The organism is Rhizobium sp. BR 315, assembly GCF_050577975.1.
Taxonomy (GTDB): Bacteria; Pseudomonadota; Alphaproteobacteria; order Rhizobiales; family Rhizobiaceae; genus Rhizobium; species Rhizobium miluonense.
This window is the reverse complement of the sequence record NZ_JARWKZ010000003.1, coordinates 281,705-297,123: the sequence shown is the minus strand read 5'-3', so window position 1 is coordinate 297,123 and position 15,419 is coordinate 281,705. Positions and strand designations below refer to the sequence as shown.

The 15,419-nt window shown below is 59.2% G+C and carries 19 protein-coding genes; 13 read left to right on the top strand and 6 right to left on the bottom strand.

The features are described 5' to 3' along the window. The first annotated feature begins 73 nt into the window (after nucleotides 1–73). The gene (locus QD409_RS05785) at nucleotides 74–526 is read left to right on the top strand and encodes an SRPBCC family protein (protein ID WP_430762073.1); all 453 of its coding nucleotides are present in this window, start codon (nucleotides 74–76) and stop codon (nucleotides 524–526) included. 86 nt (nucleotides 527–612) lie between these two features. Next, nucleotides 613–1,032 (top strand): GNAT family N-acetyltransferase, encoded by a 420-nt coding sequence (locus QD409_RS05780; RefSeq protein WP_430762072.1) that lies wholly within the window; start codon nucleotides 613–615, stop codon nucleotides 1,030–1,032. Here the strand turns inward: QD409_RS05780 and QD409_RS05775 are convergent. The 3 genes from QD409_RS05775 to sppA form a co-directional block, all read right to left on the bottom strand. After that, nucleotides 1,024–1,356: a LapA family protein gene (locus tag QD409_RS05775; RefSeq protein ID WP_430762071.1), complete on the bottom strand. Its 333-nt coding sequence runs from the start codon at nucleotides 1,354–1,356 to the stop codon at nucleotides 1,024–1,026. The genes QD409_RS05780 and QD409_RS05775 overlap by 9 nt on opposite strands. A gap of 142 nt (nucleotides 1,357–1,498) precedes the next feature. Beyond that, the gene (locus QD409_RS05770; protein WP_092843188.1) at nucleotides 1,499–1,807 is read right to left on the bottom strand and encodes an integration host factor subunit beta; all 309 of its coding nucleotides are present in this window, start codon (nucleotides 1,805–1,807) and stop codon (nucleotides 1,499–1,501) included. A gap of 24 nt (nucleotides 1,808–1,831) precedes the next feature. Beyond that, on the bottom strand, nucleotides 1,832–2,791 hold the full coding sequence (gene sppA / locus QD409_RS05765; RefSeq protein ID WP_092843190.1) for a signal peptide peptidase SppA: 960 nt from the start codon (nucleotides 2,789–2,791) through the stop codon (nucleotides 1,832–1,834). A 315-nt stretch (nucleotides 2,792–3,106) separates the two neighbouring features. Here sppA and lptC point away from each other — a divergent pair, with 315 nt between their 5' ends. The 6 genes from lptC (at nucleotide 3,107) to ptsN (ending at nucleotide 8,395) form a co-directional block, all read left to right on the top strand. Beyond that, nucleotides 3,107–3,793, top strand: coding sequence for an LPS export ABC transporter periplasmic protein LptC (gene lptC, locus QD409_RS05760; RefSeq protein ID WP_092843192.1), 687 nt, complete (start codon nucleotides 3,107–3,109; stop codon nucleotides 3,791–3,793). After that, on the top strand, nucleotides 3,790–4,443 hold the full coding sequence (locus QD409_RS05755; protein WP_092843193.1) for an LptA/OstA family protein: 654 nt from the start codon (nucleotides 3,790–3,792) through the stop codon (nucleotides 4,441–4,443). Before lptC ends, QD409_RS05755 begins: the two co-directional genes overlap by 4 nt. 31 nt (nucleotides 4,444–4,474) lie before the next feature. Continuing rightward, nucleotides 4,475–5,266 carry an LPS export ABC transporter ATP-binding protein gene (lptB, locus tag QD409_RS05750; RefSeq protein ID WP_092843664.1) on the top strand — a complete coding sequence of 264 codons (792 nt, stop codon included), beginning with the start codon at nucleotides 4,475–4,477 and terminating at the stop codon, nucleotides 5,264–5,266. Nucleotides 5,267–5,461: 195 nt separating this feature from the next. Then, nucleotides 5,462–7,018, top strand: coding sequence for an RNA polymerase factor sigma-54 (rpoN, locus tag QD409_RS05745; RefSeq protein ID WP_092843195.1), 1,557 nt, complete (start codon nucleotides 5,462–5,464; stop codon nucleotides 7,016–7,018). 250 nt (nucleotides 7,019–7,268) lie between these two features. Next, complete coding sequence (hpf, locus tag QD409_RS05740; RefSeq protein WP_004120733.1) at nucleotides 7,269–7,844, top strand: ribosome hibernation-promoting factor, HPF/YfiA family; 576 nt, start codon at nucleotides 7,269–7,271, stop codon at nucleotides 7,842–7,844. A gap of 86 nt (nucleotides 7,845–7,930) precedes the next feature. Further along, nucleotides 7,931–8,395, top strand: coding sequence for a PTS IIA-like nitrogen regulatory protein PtsN (gene ptsN / locus QD409_RS05735; RefSeq protein ID WP_004120731.1), 465 nt, complete (start codon nucleotides 7,931–7,933; stop codon nucleotides 8,393–8,395). 258 nt (nucleotides 8,396–8,653) lie between these two features. Here ptsN and grpE read toward each other — a convergent pair whose 3' ends face one another. After that, a complete protein-coding gene (gene grpE / locus QD409_RS05730; RefSeq protein WP_092843197.1) occupies nucleotides 8,654–9,295 on the bottom strand; it encodes a nucleotide exchange factor GrpE in 642 nt (213 codons plus the stop codon). Between the two features lie 214 nt (nucleotides 9,296–9,509). Between grpE and QD409_RS05725 the strand changes: the two genes are divergently transcribed. After that, nucleotides 9,510–9,944 carry a GFA family protein gene (locus QD409_RS05725; RefSeq protein ID WP_092843199.1) on the top strand — a complete coding sequence of 145 codons (435 nt, stop codon included), beginning with the start codon at nucleotides 9,510–9,512 and terminating at the stop codon, nucleotides 9,942–9,944. Between the two features lie 24 nt (nucleotides 9,945–9,968). Here QD409_RS05725 and hrcA read toward each other — a convergent pair whose 3' ends face one another. After that, on the bottom strand, nucleotides 9,969–11,057 hold the full coding sequence (gene hrcA / locus QD409_RS05720; RefSeq protein ID WP_092843201.1) for a heat-inducible transcriptional repressor HrcA: 1,089 nt from the start codon (nucleotides 11,055–11,057) through the stop codon (nucleotides 9,969–9,971). Between the two features lie 172 nt (nucleotides 11,058–11,229). Between hrcA and rph the strand changes: the two genes are divergently transcribed. From rph to hemW, 4 genes are all read left to right on the top strand, one after another. Next, nucleotides 11,230–11,946, top strand: coding sequence for a ribonuclease PH (gene rph / locus QD409_RS05715; RefSeq protein WP_092843203.1), 717 nt, complete (start codon nucleotides 11,230–11,232; stop codon nucleotides 11,944–11,946). 196 nt (nucleotides 11,947–12,142) lie between these two features. Beyond that, entirely contained in the window at nucleotides 12,143–12,559 is a 417-nt protein-coding gene (locus tag QD409_RS05710; RefSeq protein WP_092843205.1) for a VOC family protein, read from the top strand. Nucleotides 12,560–12,570: 11 nt separating this feature from the next. Further along, nucleotides 12,571–13,215 (top strand): RdgB/HAM1 family non-canonical purine NTP pyrophosphatase, encoded by a 645-nt coding sequence (rdgB, locus tag QD409_RS05705; RefSeq protein WP_092843666.1) that lies wholly within the window; start codon nucleotides 12,571–12,573, stop codon nucleotides 13,213–13,215. 36 nt (nucleotides 13,216–13,251) lie between these two features. After that, nucleotides 13,252–14,427, top strand: a complete 1,176-nt coding sequence (gene hemW, locus QD409_RS05700; protein WP_092843668.1) for a radical SAM family heme chaperone HemW — start codon at nucleotides 13,252–13,254, stop codon at nucleotides 14,425–14,427. A gap of 14 nt (nucleotides 14,428–14,441) precedes the next feature. Here the strand turns inward: hemW and QD409_RS05695 are convergent, their stop codons facing one another. Further along, nucleotides 14,442–15,365, bottom strand: a complete 924-nt coding sequence (locus QD409_RS05695) for a DMT family transporter (RefSeq protein WP_092843207.1) — start codon at nucleotides 15,363–15,365, stop codon at nucleotides 14,442–14,444. Between the last annotated feature and the right edge of the window lie 54 nt (nucleotides 15,366–15,419).

Sequence of the window (15,419 nt, the reverse complement as noted above, 5' to 3'; positions counted from 1 at the left end):
GACTGCCACTTGGCAAAGCGCTTTCCGATCTGCGATGATCCATGCACAAGATGTCACATAGGGAGGATTGCGCATGGACATGACCGGCGAGGAGCGGATCGCAGCACCCCGGGACGCAGTGTGGACGGCACTCAACGATCCCGAGATCCTCAAGCGATGCATTCCCGGCTGCCAAAGCCTGGAGCGGACTTCTCCCACGGAACTGACCGCAACCGTGAAATTGAAGATCGGCCCGGTGTCGGCGTCCTTCAACGGCGAAGTCAAGCTTTCCAACATCAATGCCCCGGAAAGCTATACGATCTCTGGAGAGGGAAAGGGCGGCATCGCCGGTTTTGCCAAGGGCGGCGCCGACGTCGTGCTGAAAGAAGACGGCAACGAGACAATCCTGCAATATGAAGCCAAGGCCCAAGTCGGCGGCAAGATCGCGCAACTCGGTTCGCGACTGGTGGATTCCAGCGCCAAGAAGCTGGCGCAGCAGTTTTTTGCCGATTTCACTTCGGCGATCAACAATCAAGCCAACGCCTGATTGCCGTGAGCTCGTTTCGCGCCCATATAGAAATCATGCCATCGACATCCGATATCTGGACCATCCGACCAGCACACGAACAGGATATGCCGCATCTTGCGGAGATCTATCTGCGCGTTCGCCGCGAAACATTCCTCTGGGTCGATCCCGACCATTTCACGCTCGAAGAATTCGCCACGCATTCGAATGGCGAGCGCTTGTTCGTCTGTGAGGATCAGCACGGCGTGATCGCCGGATTTGCCGCGATCTGGGAGCCGGACGACTTCATCCACATGCTCTATATTCTACCAGCCTTTCAGGGGCGCGGTGCCGGCAAGGCTCTGCTTGCCGCCCTGCCGGATTGGCCGAGGCAGCGATATCGGCTGAAATGCCTGGTCAATAATAAGCGCGCCATATCCTTTTATGAGACGCTCGGCTTCGAGATTATCGGCGACGGCGTGTCGCCGGAGGGCAATTACAAGGAAATGCGGCTGAGAGAGACGGCTGGCGACGCCGGATCATTTTGACGGCAGCTGTCCGGCGATCTGTTCGGCGCGCGTGCGGTGCTTATCGGCCTCTGCCTGCCAGCGCACGGCTTCCTGCGCCTGATTGCGGGCGCGCTTGCGATGCTTTCCCTGATTGAACCAGGTCACGCCGGCGCCGACGAGCATGCCGAGGATCAACGTCACGAACAGCAGTACGAATAGTGGCGCATTCAGCGACAGCACGTGATCATCCGGCCTGAAAGGATTGAGCGCCAGCGTCACGGATTGCCGGTTGGCAACGCAGAATACGATCAAGACAATGCCGAGCGGCAGCAATATCAGCAGATTGACGATCTTCTTGGCCATTGCGCAGCTCCTTATATTCGCGGCACGCGTGCCGCTTCCAGCCGCAGAATAGAAAAGAGGCTGACGAATTCAAGTGCCACTGCGTCGCGGCACAATCATATCCGAGAGGACTTCGATGGAAGGTTCGGCCCGAACCGATCGATCAATTATCGTCTTCTTCTTCGTCGCCAGCGCCCGGATTCAGCCGCTCGCGCAGTTCCTTGCCGGTCTTGAAGAAAGGAACCCATTTTTCTTCGACGAACACCGTATCGCCCGTGCGCGGGTTGCGGCCGGAGCGCGAAGGACGGTTCTTGACGGAGAATGCGCCAAAGCCGCGAAGTTCGACCCGGTTTCCGGCGGCGAGCGCATCGGTGATCTCATCGAGGACAGCGTTGACGATATTTTCGACGTCGCGGTGATAGAGATGCGGGTTGCGGGCGGCAACAATCTGCACCAATTCCGATTTGATCACGGCTACCCCCTTTAAATCATTGATTTATTGTTCGGCTGCACCCTGCCAAACAGAAAGCAAGCCGTCAAGAAACAACTTATCGGTCATGATCTTCTGGAGACCCTCTCCTTTTAAAAAGGGATCATAACCGAGCAGGTTTAGCAATCGGGAAGCTGCAACCGGCCAAAAGAACGACGAGCTCTTGTCTTCCGGCTTCCAATCGACGATCTGCAGATCCTTCTGGACCTTGCGCGTTTCGAGGTAGGCGCGGATTTCGTCCTCGCCGCCAAGCGTGTCGATCAGCTTGTTCTGCAGCGCCTGACGGCCGGTGAATATGCTGCCGTCTGCAAGCTTCAGCACCTGCTCGCGCGGCAGTTTGCGGCGATCCGCAACTAGATCGACAAACCAGCCGTAACTATCCATGACCATGTTGCGGATCATGTTCTTGGCGTCTTCGGTAGGGGGGTGGAAAGGCGACGGCTCAGCTTTCAGCGGTGCCGATTTGATCTCGTCGAGGGAAACGCCGACCTTGTCGAGCAGATCCTTCACCTGCGGATACTGGAAGATGACGCCGATCGACCCGGTGATCGAGGTATCGCCGGCAACGATATTGTCGCCAGCTGCTGCAATCATGTAACCAGCCGAAGCGGCAACGGTGCGAATATCGGACACGACGGGCTTCTTGGCAGCGATGGCGCGGATGGCTTTGAAGATGCGTTCGCCGCCATAGGTCGTTCCACCGGTCGACGAGATGGAAACGATCAACGCCTTGACCTGATCGTTGTCACGGATCTTTTTCAGCCGCTCGAGGAGCTCGGGATCGTCCTGGATGAGTCCGGAAACCTTGACACGGGCGATTTGCGGCCCCCGCACATCGGGCAGGTCGCCCGCAACGAAGCGATAAAGTGCGAAACCAAGCGCAACGAGAAGCAAAACGGCAATAATGCGCCAGAAACCAAGCTTGCGGCGTAATTGTCGCCGATCCGCGATTGCAGAACTGTCCATCACGCCTTATTTCTCCCTGCAACAAACTGAAACCGGATATATGACACCTTGAAACTGGCACAATCCTTAGAGAAAAGCGGCTCCCGTCTTCGATGTCGTCGGCGGAATGTCGCTCTGCCGGTTCATCAGATAGGGTATCGTCCCGTCAGATGAAACCGATTTATGGCATATTTTCCTGCCAAATTTCGTTGGCTCCGGAAAAAAATCCATATTGGCAAGCCAGCGCAATAATGCGAAACGATCCGATAGGCTTTTTGACACAGCGTCGCATGGCGTGAATGCGGTCTCCGGAATCAGAAAAGACGGACCTGTTGCATGCTCAATACGATCGAGACCCCCGGCGAGACAATCCGCTCATTGCCGGAGCGGAGTGCGTATAAGGACGCGACCTTCCACTCCGCCCGCGTGCGGAGACTGAGGGTGCTGTTGCCGCTGGCCGCATTGATCGTCTCGCTGATCTTCATCACCGTCTCGGTCATCCGCGCCTATCTGCCCGCAGAGATCCAGATCGAAGGCGCCAAGATCGAGAACGGCAAGGTGGTCATGGAACGCCCCGCCATCTCCGGCCGCAACAAGGACGGCATCAGCTACTCCATGCTCGCGGAAAAGGCGCTGCAGGATATCAAGAATCCGAACATGATCACGCTCAAGGCCATCAAGGCATCCATGCCCGTCAATACCAACGTGATGGCACATGTGAACGCCCAAAGCGCGGACTTCGACCGCCAGGCCGACACGCTGAAGCTGACCGAGCCCTTCATCATCCAGATGGACAATGGCTTGCGCGCCGAGTTCAAGACCGCGTTCCTGGACGTCAAGAAGGGTGACCTGTCGAGCCAGGATCAGGTTGCCATCTATCGAGGCGGCATGTCGGTTGTTGCGCGTTCGCTCAAGATGACGGATAAGGGAAGCGTAATCCTATTCGACGGGCAGGTTCAAATGAATATCGAACCGTCCGCTCTTCACAATTCAGCTAGCGAACAGAAGCCGGGCGGTTCATGATAAATTATTGGCAAAATTCAATTTTTCACTCCGGCTTACGCAAGGTCGGCCTTTTCTGTGCCTTCAGCGCGCTTGCTGTCTTCGCAGCGGCCGAAGCAGGCGCACAGTCGACGACCAGCTCGATGCCTGGTCTTGCCCTTTCCAAGGATCAGCCGATCCAGATCGAAAGCGACAAGCTGGAAATCCATGATCAGGAAAGCCAGGCTGTCTTTACCGGCAACGTCAAGGTCGTTCAGGGCACCACCACGATGCAGGCCGGCAAGATGACCGTCTTCTACAAGAAGAAGCAGGCTGCCGATGCCGCCAAGCAGGCAGACAATCCGGTCGCCAAGGTTGCCAAGGAGCAGAACGAGTCGCTGGTGTCGGGCAATACGAACATCGACCACATTCTGGTGACTGACAAAGTCTACCTCGTTTCCGGCACTCAGACGGCAACCGCCGACGACGGCGCCTTCGACATGACCAACCAGCTCGCCACCCTCAAAGGCAAGAAGGTTGTCCTGACGGACGGTCCGAACGTTTTCACCGGTTGTCAGCTCACCGTGCACATGTCGACGGGCGAAGCGCAGCTGGACTCGTGCGGGGGCCGTGTCCAGATCCAGCTCGATCCGAAGTCGCAGCAAGTGCAGCAGCAACAAAAGAAAAACTGATACTGGCCCCCTCGTGACAACATCAACCACCATCCTACCCGGCGTGCCCGGACCGTCTTCTGCGACATCGGGCACACCGGCCGCGGATAAAGCGCGTTATCAGGGCACCCTGATCGCGCGTGGCCTCACCAAGACCTACCGCACCCGGCGCGTCGTCAACGGCGTTTCGCTGGTGGTACGGCGCGGTGAAGCGGTTGGTCTGCTCGGGCCGAATGGCGCCGGCAAGACCACCTGTTTCTACATGATTACCGGGCTGGTGCCGGTGGATGAAGGTACGATCGAGATCGACGGCAACAATGTCACGTCGATGCCGATGTATCGGCGTGCAAGGCTTGGCGTCGGCTACCTGCCGCAGGAAGCCTCGATCTTCCGTGGCCTGACGGTGGAACAAAACATCCGCGCCGTGCTCGAAGTTCACGAGAAGGACAAGGCGAAGCGCGAGCACAAGATCGACGAGTTGCTGGAAGAATTCCACATCCGCAATCTGCGCACGGTGCCGGCCATCGCACTCTCGGGCGGCGAGCGGCGGCGCCTGGAAATCGCCCGCGCGCTGGCGACCGACCCGACCTTCATGCTGCTCGACGAACCTTTTGCCGGCGTCGACCCGATTTCGGTCGCCGACATTCAGAACCTCGTCCATCACCTGACGGCGCGCGGCATCGGCGTGTTGATCACCGACCACAATGTTCGCGAAACGCTCGGCCTGATCGATCGCGCCTACATCATCCATGCCGGCGAAGTGCTGACCCATGGCAGAGCCAACGATATCGTCAGCAACCCCGAAGTCCGCAAACTCTATCTCGGTGATAATTTCAGCCTTTGATAGGCTGAAATTCGACCAGCTCACCCTTTAATATTATAGAAGCCCGGCGCGTTGCCGAAATCTATCTTCGCTTCACAGTTCCGCTTGACCAAAACCTATAAAAACGCAATTTTTGGGCCAATTGGAATTTCGCGAAGATCTTGGTGATGAAAAACGCGAATTCCCGAAAAGTTCAAGGGGAGTTCCGCGTCCGCCATGGCACTATCGGCCAATCTTTTCCTGCGCCAAAGCCAAAGCCTGGTGATGACACCGCAACTGATGCAATCCATCCAGTTGCTGCAGATGACGCATTTTGAGCTGACCCAGTTCATCGCCCAGGAAGTCGAGAAGAACCCGCTGCTGGAATTTGCGTCAAATGACGAGGATTTGGGCGGTGATGGCGATCGCGAGGCAAAGAGCGATCCTTTCGAAGCGCCGGGCGATAGCCGCAACGACAGCGCCGAAGGCGGCGCGGATGATCTTGCGAGCGACTGGTATGAAAGCGACAACACCGGCAACGCCGACAGGCTGAGCAACGAGCTGGACGCCAATTTCGGCAATGTCTTTTCCGACGACGCAAGTCCGCAGCGCGCGGACGCGCCCGAACTGCTGAGCCAATGGAAATCCATGCCCGGCGGTGAAGCCGGTGAAAGCTACGATCTGGACGATTTCGTCGCCGGTCAGGTGTCGCTGCGCGACCATCTGAACGAACAGATCCCATTCACACTTCCTGCCTTTGGCGACCGGCTGATTGCGCAGCATCTCGTCGACCAGCTCGACGATACCGGCTATCTGCTTGCCGATCTTAACGAAACGGCAGAGCGCCTCGGCTCGACCCTCGGTGATGTGGAGCGTGTCCTCGATGCCTTGCAGCTCCTCGAGCCTCCGGGCGTTTTCGCCCGCTCCCTCAGCGAATGTCTGACCATCCAGCTTCGCCAGAAGGATCGCTTCGATCCGGCCATGGAACGACTGGTCCAGAACCTGGAACTTCTGGCACGGCGCGATTTCGCGACGCTGAAACGGCTCTGCGGCGTCGACGAGGAAGACCTGCTCGACATGATGGCGGAAATCCGCCAGCTGAACCCGAAACCCGGCAGCGGATTCGAGACCGGCATCTCCGAGGCTATCATGCCCGATATCGTCGTGCGCCCGTCCGCCGACGGCAGCTGGCTGGTGGAGCTCAATCCCGATGCCCTGCCGCGCGTGCTGGTGAGCCAATCCTATTTCGCATCCGTGTCCAAGACCAGCCAGGACCACGCCTTCCTTTCCGAATGCCTGCAGAGCGCCAATTGGCTGACCCGCAGCCTGGACCAGCGCGCCAAGACGATCATGAAAGTCGCGAGCGAAATCGTGCGGCAGCAGGACGCTTTCCTGATCCATGGCGTCGATCATCTGCGGCCGCTCAATCTGAAAACCGTGGCCGATGCCATCAAGATGCACGAATCGACCGTCAGCCGCGTAACCTCGAACAAGTACATGCTGACGCCGCGCGGGCTGTTCGAACTCAAATATTTCTTCACGGTTTCGATCAATGCCGTCGAGGGCGGCGATGGCCATTCCGCCGAAGCCGTGCGCCACAGGATCCGCCTGCTGATATCGAACGAAACCCCGGATGCGGTTCTGTCGGACGACGATATCGTCGATACGCTGAAAAAGGGCGGCATCGAGCTTGCTCGCCGCACGGTTGCGAAATACCGCGAAGCCATGAACATCCCCTCGTCCGTACAGCGACGCCGAGAGAAGCGCGCTCTGGCAAAAGTCGCCGGTTTCTGACGATTGATGAAACGCAACCCTGGGATGCGGATCCGCTAACAGTCCGTTAAGATGCAGTTGACTTTCGGATGTGGCAGAGCTAGAAGCCCGCCGCAATCGCTGCAGGACAGCACGACCATGACACTTATCCCCATCATCGCGAAGGCGGCCGATATACGCAATTTGTCTTTGACCGCGTGAAGTGCTTGGATGAGCTTGAGGCTTGGCGTAAACTGGTACGCGCAATAACCACTACAAGAAGGGAAACTCCATGAGTGTGCGTGTCTCCGGTAAACATATGGAAATTGGTGACTCCTTCCGTCAGCGGATTGAGGACCAGATCGGTATGGCCGTGACGAAATACTTCGACGGGGGGTATTCGGGTCAGGTAACTGTACATAAGTCCAGCTCGCGCTTTGCGGCCGATTGCAAGCTTCATCTCGACAGTGGCGTGGTATTGCATGCTGCCGGCGAAGCCATGGACCCGCAGCTTGCCTTCGACGCGGCGTCCGAGCGTATCGAAAAGCGTCTGCGACGCTACAAACGCAAACTCAAGGACCATCAGGCCAGCAATCACGCAAACGGTCATATCGAAGTCGCCTACACCGTCATGGACGGCGTACCGGATGACGACGAAGAGGTCCCAGCCGATTTTGCGCCGGCGATCGTTGCCGAAAGCACGAAACAACTGAAGACCATGTCGGTCGCGACCGCCGTGATGGCGCTCGATATGACCGACGAGCCGTTGCTGCTCTTCCGCAGCCCGGGCAAGGAACACTTGAACATCGTCTACCGTCGACAGGACGGTAACATTGGCTGGATAGACGCGGCCAATATCAAAGGCTGAGAATAGAAGAAGAGCGGCGACTGTGCGTAAGTCAGCCGGCCGCCGCTCCCCGTTATCGGTTCTCGGCGACACGAAGGATAAAGAGAATGGCATTGGCAGATTTGCTACACCAAGATGCGATCATCCCCGCCTTGAAGGCAAATTCCAAAAAACAACTGCTTCAGGAGCTGGCAGCCAAGGCCTCCAAACTGACCGGACTACCGGAACGCGAGATCTTCGATGTCGTGCTGCAGCGTGAGCGTCTGGGCTCCACCGGCGTCGGCAACGGCATCGCCATCCCGCACGGCAAGCTTGCCAGCATCAAGTCCATCGCAGGGATTTTCGCGCGCCTCGAGGCGCCGGTCGATTTCGAGGCACTGGACGACCAGCCCGTCGATCTCGTCTTCCTGCTGCTCGCGCCCGAAGGCGCAGGCGCCGACCACCTCAAGGCACTCTCCCGCATCGCCCGCGTTTTGCGAGACCAGGATCTGGTCGCGAAGCTACGCGCCACGGAATCGGCCTCGGCAATCTACGCATTCCTCAATGAAGAACAGGCCTCCAACGCCGCCTAAAGCGCGTCGCGATCTTTCAGATTCGCTTCTCGCGCTTTAGGTCTTTTGATTTTGCGCATGTCGTTGTCGCAAAACCGCTGCACACTTTTGCGCGACATGCTTTAACGGCCTGGATCGCATCGGACCAAGGCAAAAATAAGAGCCGGATGATCTGAAATCATCCGGCTCTTATTTTTTGTTGGAGCAATTCCAGGAAAAATGCGCAGCGGCTTTCCGTCCGGAATTGCGTAAAAACTGAACCGCTCTGGGGTGCGACGATCAGGCGTCTTTTTCGTCGAGCGGGCTGTTGCTGCCGCCGTCGGCATTCTCGACGACTTTCGGGCCGCCCTTGGCAACGCCGACCATAGCCGGGCGCAGAACGCGGTCGCCGATGACGAAGCCGGCCTGGACCACCTGTACGACCGTATTGTTCGGCACCTCGGGGTTCGGCACTTCGAACATGGCCTGATGGAAATTGGGATCGAACTTCTGCCCGATCGGCTCGAGCTGGCGCACGCCATGGCGCTCCAGAGCCGAAAGCATGGAACGCTCGGTCATCTCCACGCCTTCGATCAGCGTGCTCAGGCCGGCATCGGCACCAGCACGCGCCTCTGCCGGAATGGCGTCCAGCGTGCGGCGCAGGTTGTCTGCCACTGCGAGCATGTCACGGGCGAAGCTTGCCACGGAATAGGATTTGGCATCCTTCACATCGCGCTCGGTGCGGCGGCGAAGATTGTCCATCTCGGCGGCAAGGCGAAGATAGCGATCACGCAGTTCGCCGTTCTCGGCCTTCAGCAGCTCAACCGGATCGGGCTGAGACGGTTCCGCCATATCAACGGCTTCCGCTGCATCCTGCGCGAAATTCGCTGAAGTGTCGGCCGCCGTAGCGTCAGGTCCGGTTTTCGTTGTTTCGTCGGTCATGACGGTCTCCGAATTGCTTTGTCTTTTGGATGTGCCCGATATCGAGGTTTAGCCGGAAAAAATCAAGGCTTTGTCGAGAAGAACAGCCAATTCGCAGCATTGCGGTCACAGCAAGATACCCGTTCGGCCAAGATGCCACTGAGGATGTCGGCTGTTCAGTGCCATTCCATGATGATATGCTAAAATACATCTCAGCCAGCGTGGGGTGTGATCGATGTCTAATGGCAAATCCCTTTCAGGCAAGTGTTTCTGCGGCGCAGTCGAGATTGCAGTCGATGGCGAGCCAATGGCGATGGGTTACTGTCATTGCGACTCCTGCCGGGAATGGTCGGCGGGGCCGGTCAACGCCTTCTCGCTCTGGCCGCCGCAAGCGGTTCACATTACCAAGGGCGCGGACAAGATCGGCAGCTACCAGAAAACCGAGAAGAGCGTGCGCAAGTGGTGCACGGTCTGCGGCGGCCATCTCTTGACCGAGCATCCGCCGTGGGGCGTAACCGACGTCTACGCCGCCGTCCTTCCCGACCTCGATTTTCAGCCGGCGCTGCACGTCAACTACGAGACGACGGTGCTGCATCTAAAAGACGGGCTACCGAAGCAGAAGGATTTTCCGGCTGAGATGGGCGGATCCGGAACGCTGCTTCCCGATTGATCGCTGCCGTCAGATCCCCTCTCGTCACATCCCGGGCCGCGATAGCCTCGAGATCAGCTGCGCCGTGTAATCCACCATGGGCACGATGCGGGCATAGTTCAACCGCGTCGGGCCGATGACGCCGACCGCACCGACAATGCGATCATCCTCGTCGCGATAGGGTGCAACGATGAGCGAGGAGCCGGACAGCGAGAAGAGCTTGTTTTCCGAGCCGATGAAGATGCGCACGCCCGGGCCGCTTTCGGCAAGGTTGAGGATCTCGATGAGACTGTCCTTCTTTTCGAGGTCGTCGAAGAGCAGGCGAAGGCGATCCAAATCCTCGGCGCCGCCAACCTCTGCCAGCAGATTGGCGTGGCCGCGCACGATGAGTTGCGTCGGCTTGCCGTCGTCTTCATCGCCCGACAGCACGGCGATGCCGCGCTCGACCAGCTCATGCGAAAGACTATCCAGCTCGCTGCGAACACTATCCTTCAGGTTCTGCAGTTGCCGGCGCAATTCCGGCAAGGTCTGACCCGTCATATGGGCGTTGAGGAAATTGGCGGCTTCCGTCAGCTGCGACGAGGTGACGCCGGCGGGCAATTCGATGATGCGATTTTCGACCTGGTCGTGATCGCCGACCAGCACTGCAAGCGCCTTGGTCGCCTCCAGGCGGATGAATTCCACATGCTTCAGGATGGGATCGCTCTTGGAGGTAATGACGAGACCGGCGCCGCGCGAAATGCCCGAGAGCATGCGGCTTGCCTCCGTCATGACCGACTCCATCGGCTGGTCGCGATGGCTGCCGCGTACCTGACGGTCGATGCTGGCGCGGTCCTCGGCCGAGAGATCGCCGACCTGCATGAAAGCATCGACGAAGAAGCGCAATCCGACCTGGGTCGGCAGCCGGCCGGCACTGATATGCGGTGAATAGATCAGCCCGAGCTCTTCGAGATCGCTCATGACATTGCGCACGGAAGCCGGCGAAAGCGACATCGGCAGCAGGCGCGAGAGGTTGCGCGAACCGAGCGGCTCGCCATTCTCCAGATAGCCTTCGACGATGCGGCGGAATATTTCCTTGGAGCGTTCGTCGAGCGCAGCAATGACATCCGAAACCGACGATGTCGTGAATACCATTTCGCTGCCAAATCCATTCCGTTGAGCCTTAGCGAAAATATAATCATTCGGTTAGCAATCGCAAAAGGGAAAAATGCGCTCCTCGCCGCACCAGGGCTTTTCAACCTGCTTTTCCTTTGCAAAAGCGGCTTATGGGTCGTAGAAGCGGTCAACGAACTTTCAGGAGAGTGGGATGCGGCCTTCAGGCAGAAAAACCGATCAGATGCGCAAGGTGTCGTTCGAGCGCAATTTTTCCAAGCATGCGGAAGGCTCGTGCCTGGTGAAGTTCGGCGATACGCATGTGCTCTGCACGGCAAGCCTGGAAGACAAGACGCCGCCATGGCTGCGCAATAGCGGCAAGGGCTGGGTCACGGCCGAATACGGCATGCTGCCGCGCGCAACCGGCGAACGCATGAAGCGCGAGGCTGCAGCCGGCAAGCAAGGCGGCCGCACGCAGGAAATCCAGCGTCTCATCGGCCGCTCACTGCGCGCCGTTGTCGACCTCAAGGAATTGGGCGAGCGGCAGATCACCGTCGACTGCGACGTCATCCAGGCTGATGGCGGCACCCGCACCGCGTCGATCACCGGCGGCTGGATCGCGCTTTACGACTGCCTGAAGTGGATGGAAAGCCGCAACATGCTCAAGGTCGAGCGCGTGCTCAAGGACCACATCGCCGCCATCTCCTGCGGTATCTTCGCCAGCCAGCCGGTGATCGACCTCGACTACCTCGAGGACTCCTCGGCGGAAACAGACGCCAACTTCGTCATGACGGGCAAGGGCGGCATCGTCGAAATCCAGGGAACGGCTGAGGGTACACCGTTCAGCGAAGAGGAATTCGCCACGCTGATGGGCCTTGCCAAGAACGGCATCGCCGAGCTGGTGGCATTGCAGAAGCAGGCAATCGCCTGAGGACATCGGCAAATGCGAAACCTGTGGCTTGCCCCTCATCCGGCCTATCGGCCACCTTCTCCCCGTCCGCACGGAGAGAAGGGGCAAGACGCACCTTCCAGCATCTCTCCGCTGCACTGGGATTGGAGGGCGATTGGGATGAGATCGTCCCCTCTCCCCGCCTGCGGGGAGAGGGCTAGGGTGAGGGGCTAGCCCGATGAGCAATGCGACACTCGGAGGTATCCTTGAAACCGCGCTCTACGCGGACGATCTCGATGCTGCCGAAGCCTTCTATGGCGGTATTCTCGGGCTGGAGAAAATCTCGCGCGGCGGCAAGCGTCACGTCTTTTATCGTTGCGGACCAGGCGTGCTTTTGATCTTCAACAGCGAGGAAACAGTGAAGCCGCATGAACCGGGCGCCCTGCCCGTGCCACCGCATGGCACCAAGGGTGCCGGCCATGTCTGCTTCCGCGTCGATGGCGACGAGATCGAGGCAACGGCGCAGAAGCTGAAAGCTGCCGGCATCGCCATCGAAGCCGATTTTCACTGGCCGAACGGCGGCCGTTCGATCTATTTCCGCGATCCGGCCGGCAACAGCCTGGAATGCGCCGAACCCCGCATCTGGGGCCTATGACGGGACAAGACATGCGCAAGCTCGACACCAAGACCATCGTCGTCGCCAGCCACAATGCCGGCAAGATCCGCGAGATACAGGACCTGATCGGCCCCTTCGGCTTTACCGCCAAGTCGGCCGCCGACCTCAATTTTATCGAGCCGGATGAAACGGGCACGACATTCGAGGAAAACGCCACGATCAAGGCGCTCGCCTCGGCACATGCCTCCGGCCTGCCGGCGCTGTCCGACGATTCCGGCCTGGTGATCGATGCGCTCGGCGGCGATCCGGGCGTCTATACCGCCAATTGGGCTGAGACGCCTGACGGGACCCGCGATTTCGCGATGGCGATGCAGAAGGTCGAAACGGCTCTCGAAAAGGCCGGCGCCACCTCTGCGGAAAGCCGGAGGGCGCGCTTCGTCAGCGTACTTTGCCTCGCCTGGCCGGACGGGCATACCGAGCTTTTCCGCGGTGAGGTCGAAGGCACCGTTGTCTGGCCGCCGCGCGGCGGCCAAGGCTTCGGCTATGATCCGGTTTTCAAGCCTGAGGGATACGAGACCACCTTCGGCGAGATGAGCGCCGACCAGAAGCATGGCTGGAAGCATGGCGATTCGCACGCGCTGTCGCATCGTGCCCGAGCCTTCAAGGTCTTTGTCGAAACCTGTCTGGAGGCGTAAGCTTACTTCGTGGAGATCGTGGATACGCAGGACCTGATGCGCGGAGCGCAATTGCTACCTGATACCGGCGAACCCGGTTTCGGCGTTTATGTGCATTGGCCTTTTTGCGCGGCCAAATGTCCCTATTGCGATTTCAACAGCCATGTCCGTCACCAGCCGGTCGACCAGGAACGTTTCGCTGCCGCCTTTCTAAAGGAAATGGCGACGATGCGGATGATCAGCGGCCCGAAGACGGTAACCAGCGTCTTCCTTGGCGGCGGCACGCCGTCGCTGATGAAGCCGGAAACTGTGGGCGCGATCCTCGATGGCATTGCCAAGACCTGGCATATGCCCGATGGCATCGAGATCACCATGGAAGCCAATCCCTCGAGCGTCGAGGCGGAGCGCTTTCGCGGCTATCGTGCGGCCGGCGTCAACCGCGTGTCGATGGGCGTACAGGCGCTGAACGACCGCGACCTGAAATTTCTGGGGCGCCTGCACGATGTCGCCGATGCACTGAAGGCGATCAAGCTGGCGCGCGAGATCTTCCCGCGCATGTCCTTCGACCTCATCTATGCCCGTCCGAACCAGACCGTCGAGGAATGGGAACGCGAGCTGAAGGAGGCAATCTCCTATGCGGTCGATCACCTCTCGCTCTATCAGCTGACGATCGAGGAAGGCACGCCCTTCTACGGCCTTCACAAGGCCGGCAAGCTGATCGTGCCAGACGGCGATCAATCGGCACTGCTCTATGAGGCGACACAGGAGATTACCGAGCGCGAGGGCATGCCGGCTTATGAGGTCTCCAACCACGCGCGTCCCGGCGCCGAGAGCCGGCATAATCTCACCTATTGGCGCTATGGCGACTATGCCGGCATCGGCCCCGGCGCTCATGGCCGGCTGACGCAAGGCCCACAGAAACTCGCGACCGCTACGGAGCGAAAGCCAGAGAGCTGGCTTGAAATGGTCGAGCGCGACGGTCACGGCATGATCGACCAGGAAATGCTCGGCTTCGACGAACAGGCCGACGAATTGCTGCTGATGGGCCTGCGGCTCCGGGAAGGCGTCGATCTCGCCCGCTGGCAGCAGCTTTCCGGCCGCGATCCCGATCCTCAGCGCGAGGCGTTTTTACTGGAACACGGCTTCATAGAGCGGATCGGCAATTCCCGCCTGCGCTGCACGCCGACGGGAATGCTGGTTCTCGACTCGGTGGTCGCCGACCTCGCCTGCTGAACTGACGCGGCGCGCTATTGCGCTGTCACCCGCCGTCTCCCAAGGGCAAGCAACCTTCCATCGATCGCCGCAAGGCCGAGCGCAATCAGCGCCATGCCGATGAAATGCTTCGGCTGGAGGCTCTCGCCGAGAACGAGCGCCCCAAGCAGGATCGCGCTGACGGGGATGAGGAAGGTCACCAGCATCAGGTTTGTGGCGCCGGCCGTGGCCAGAATGCGGAAGAACAGCACATAGGCGACGGCGGTCGACAGAATGGCGAGACCGGCGAGCGCCAACCAGGTTTCCCCCGACGGCACTGCAAGCGTCCATGGGTGATCGATGAAGAGCGCAATCGGCAGAAGCATTATGGCCGAGCCCGTCACCTGACCGGCGGCGGGAATGATGGGCGCCAGCCCCATGCGGCGGAAGCGACGACCGAATATGCCGGCCAACGAATAGCTGAAAGCGGCACCCAGCACGGCGAGCTGCGCCAGCACGTTGGAGCCGAGGCTCGCCAACACGGACGGGCCGATCATCAAAGCCACGCCGGCGAAGCCGACGATGACGCCGATCAGGCGATTTCCTGTCATCTTCTCATCCGCCGTCAGGAAATGCGCAACGACAACGGCAAACAGCGGCGTCGTGGCGTTGAGGATCGAGGCGAGGCCACTGGCAATATGCGTCTGGCCCCAGACTATGAGCAGGAAGGGAATGACGTTGTTGAGAAAACCCATTCCGAAGAAGGCGAACCACGCCTGACGATCTCTTGGCATCGAATGCCCGGTCGCTCGCACGATGATGTTCAAGGCGATTGCAGCCAGCCCAACGCGGGCTGTGACGATGGTGAAGGGCGGAAGCTCATGCACCAGAATGCCGTTGAACAGGAAGGAGCCACCCCAAAGAATGGATAGGCCCACCAACAAGCTCCACTCGACTGCGCCCATGGATTTCTGCAGCATGAGATCATCTCCAGCATTTTTTCAATTGAGTTTTACTTACTGATGGCATGGCTT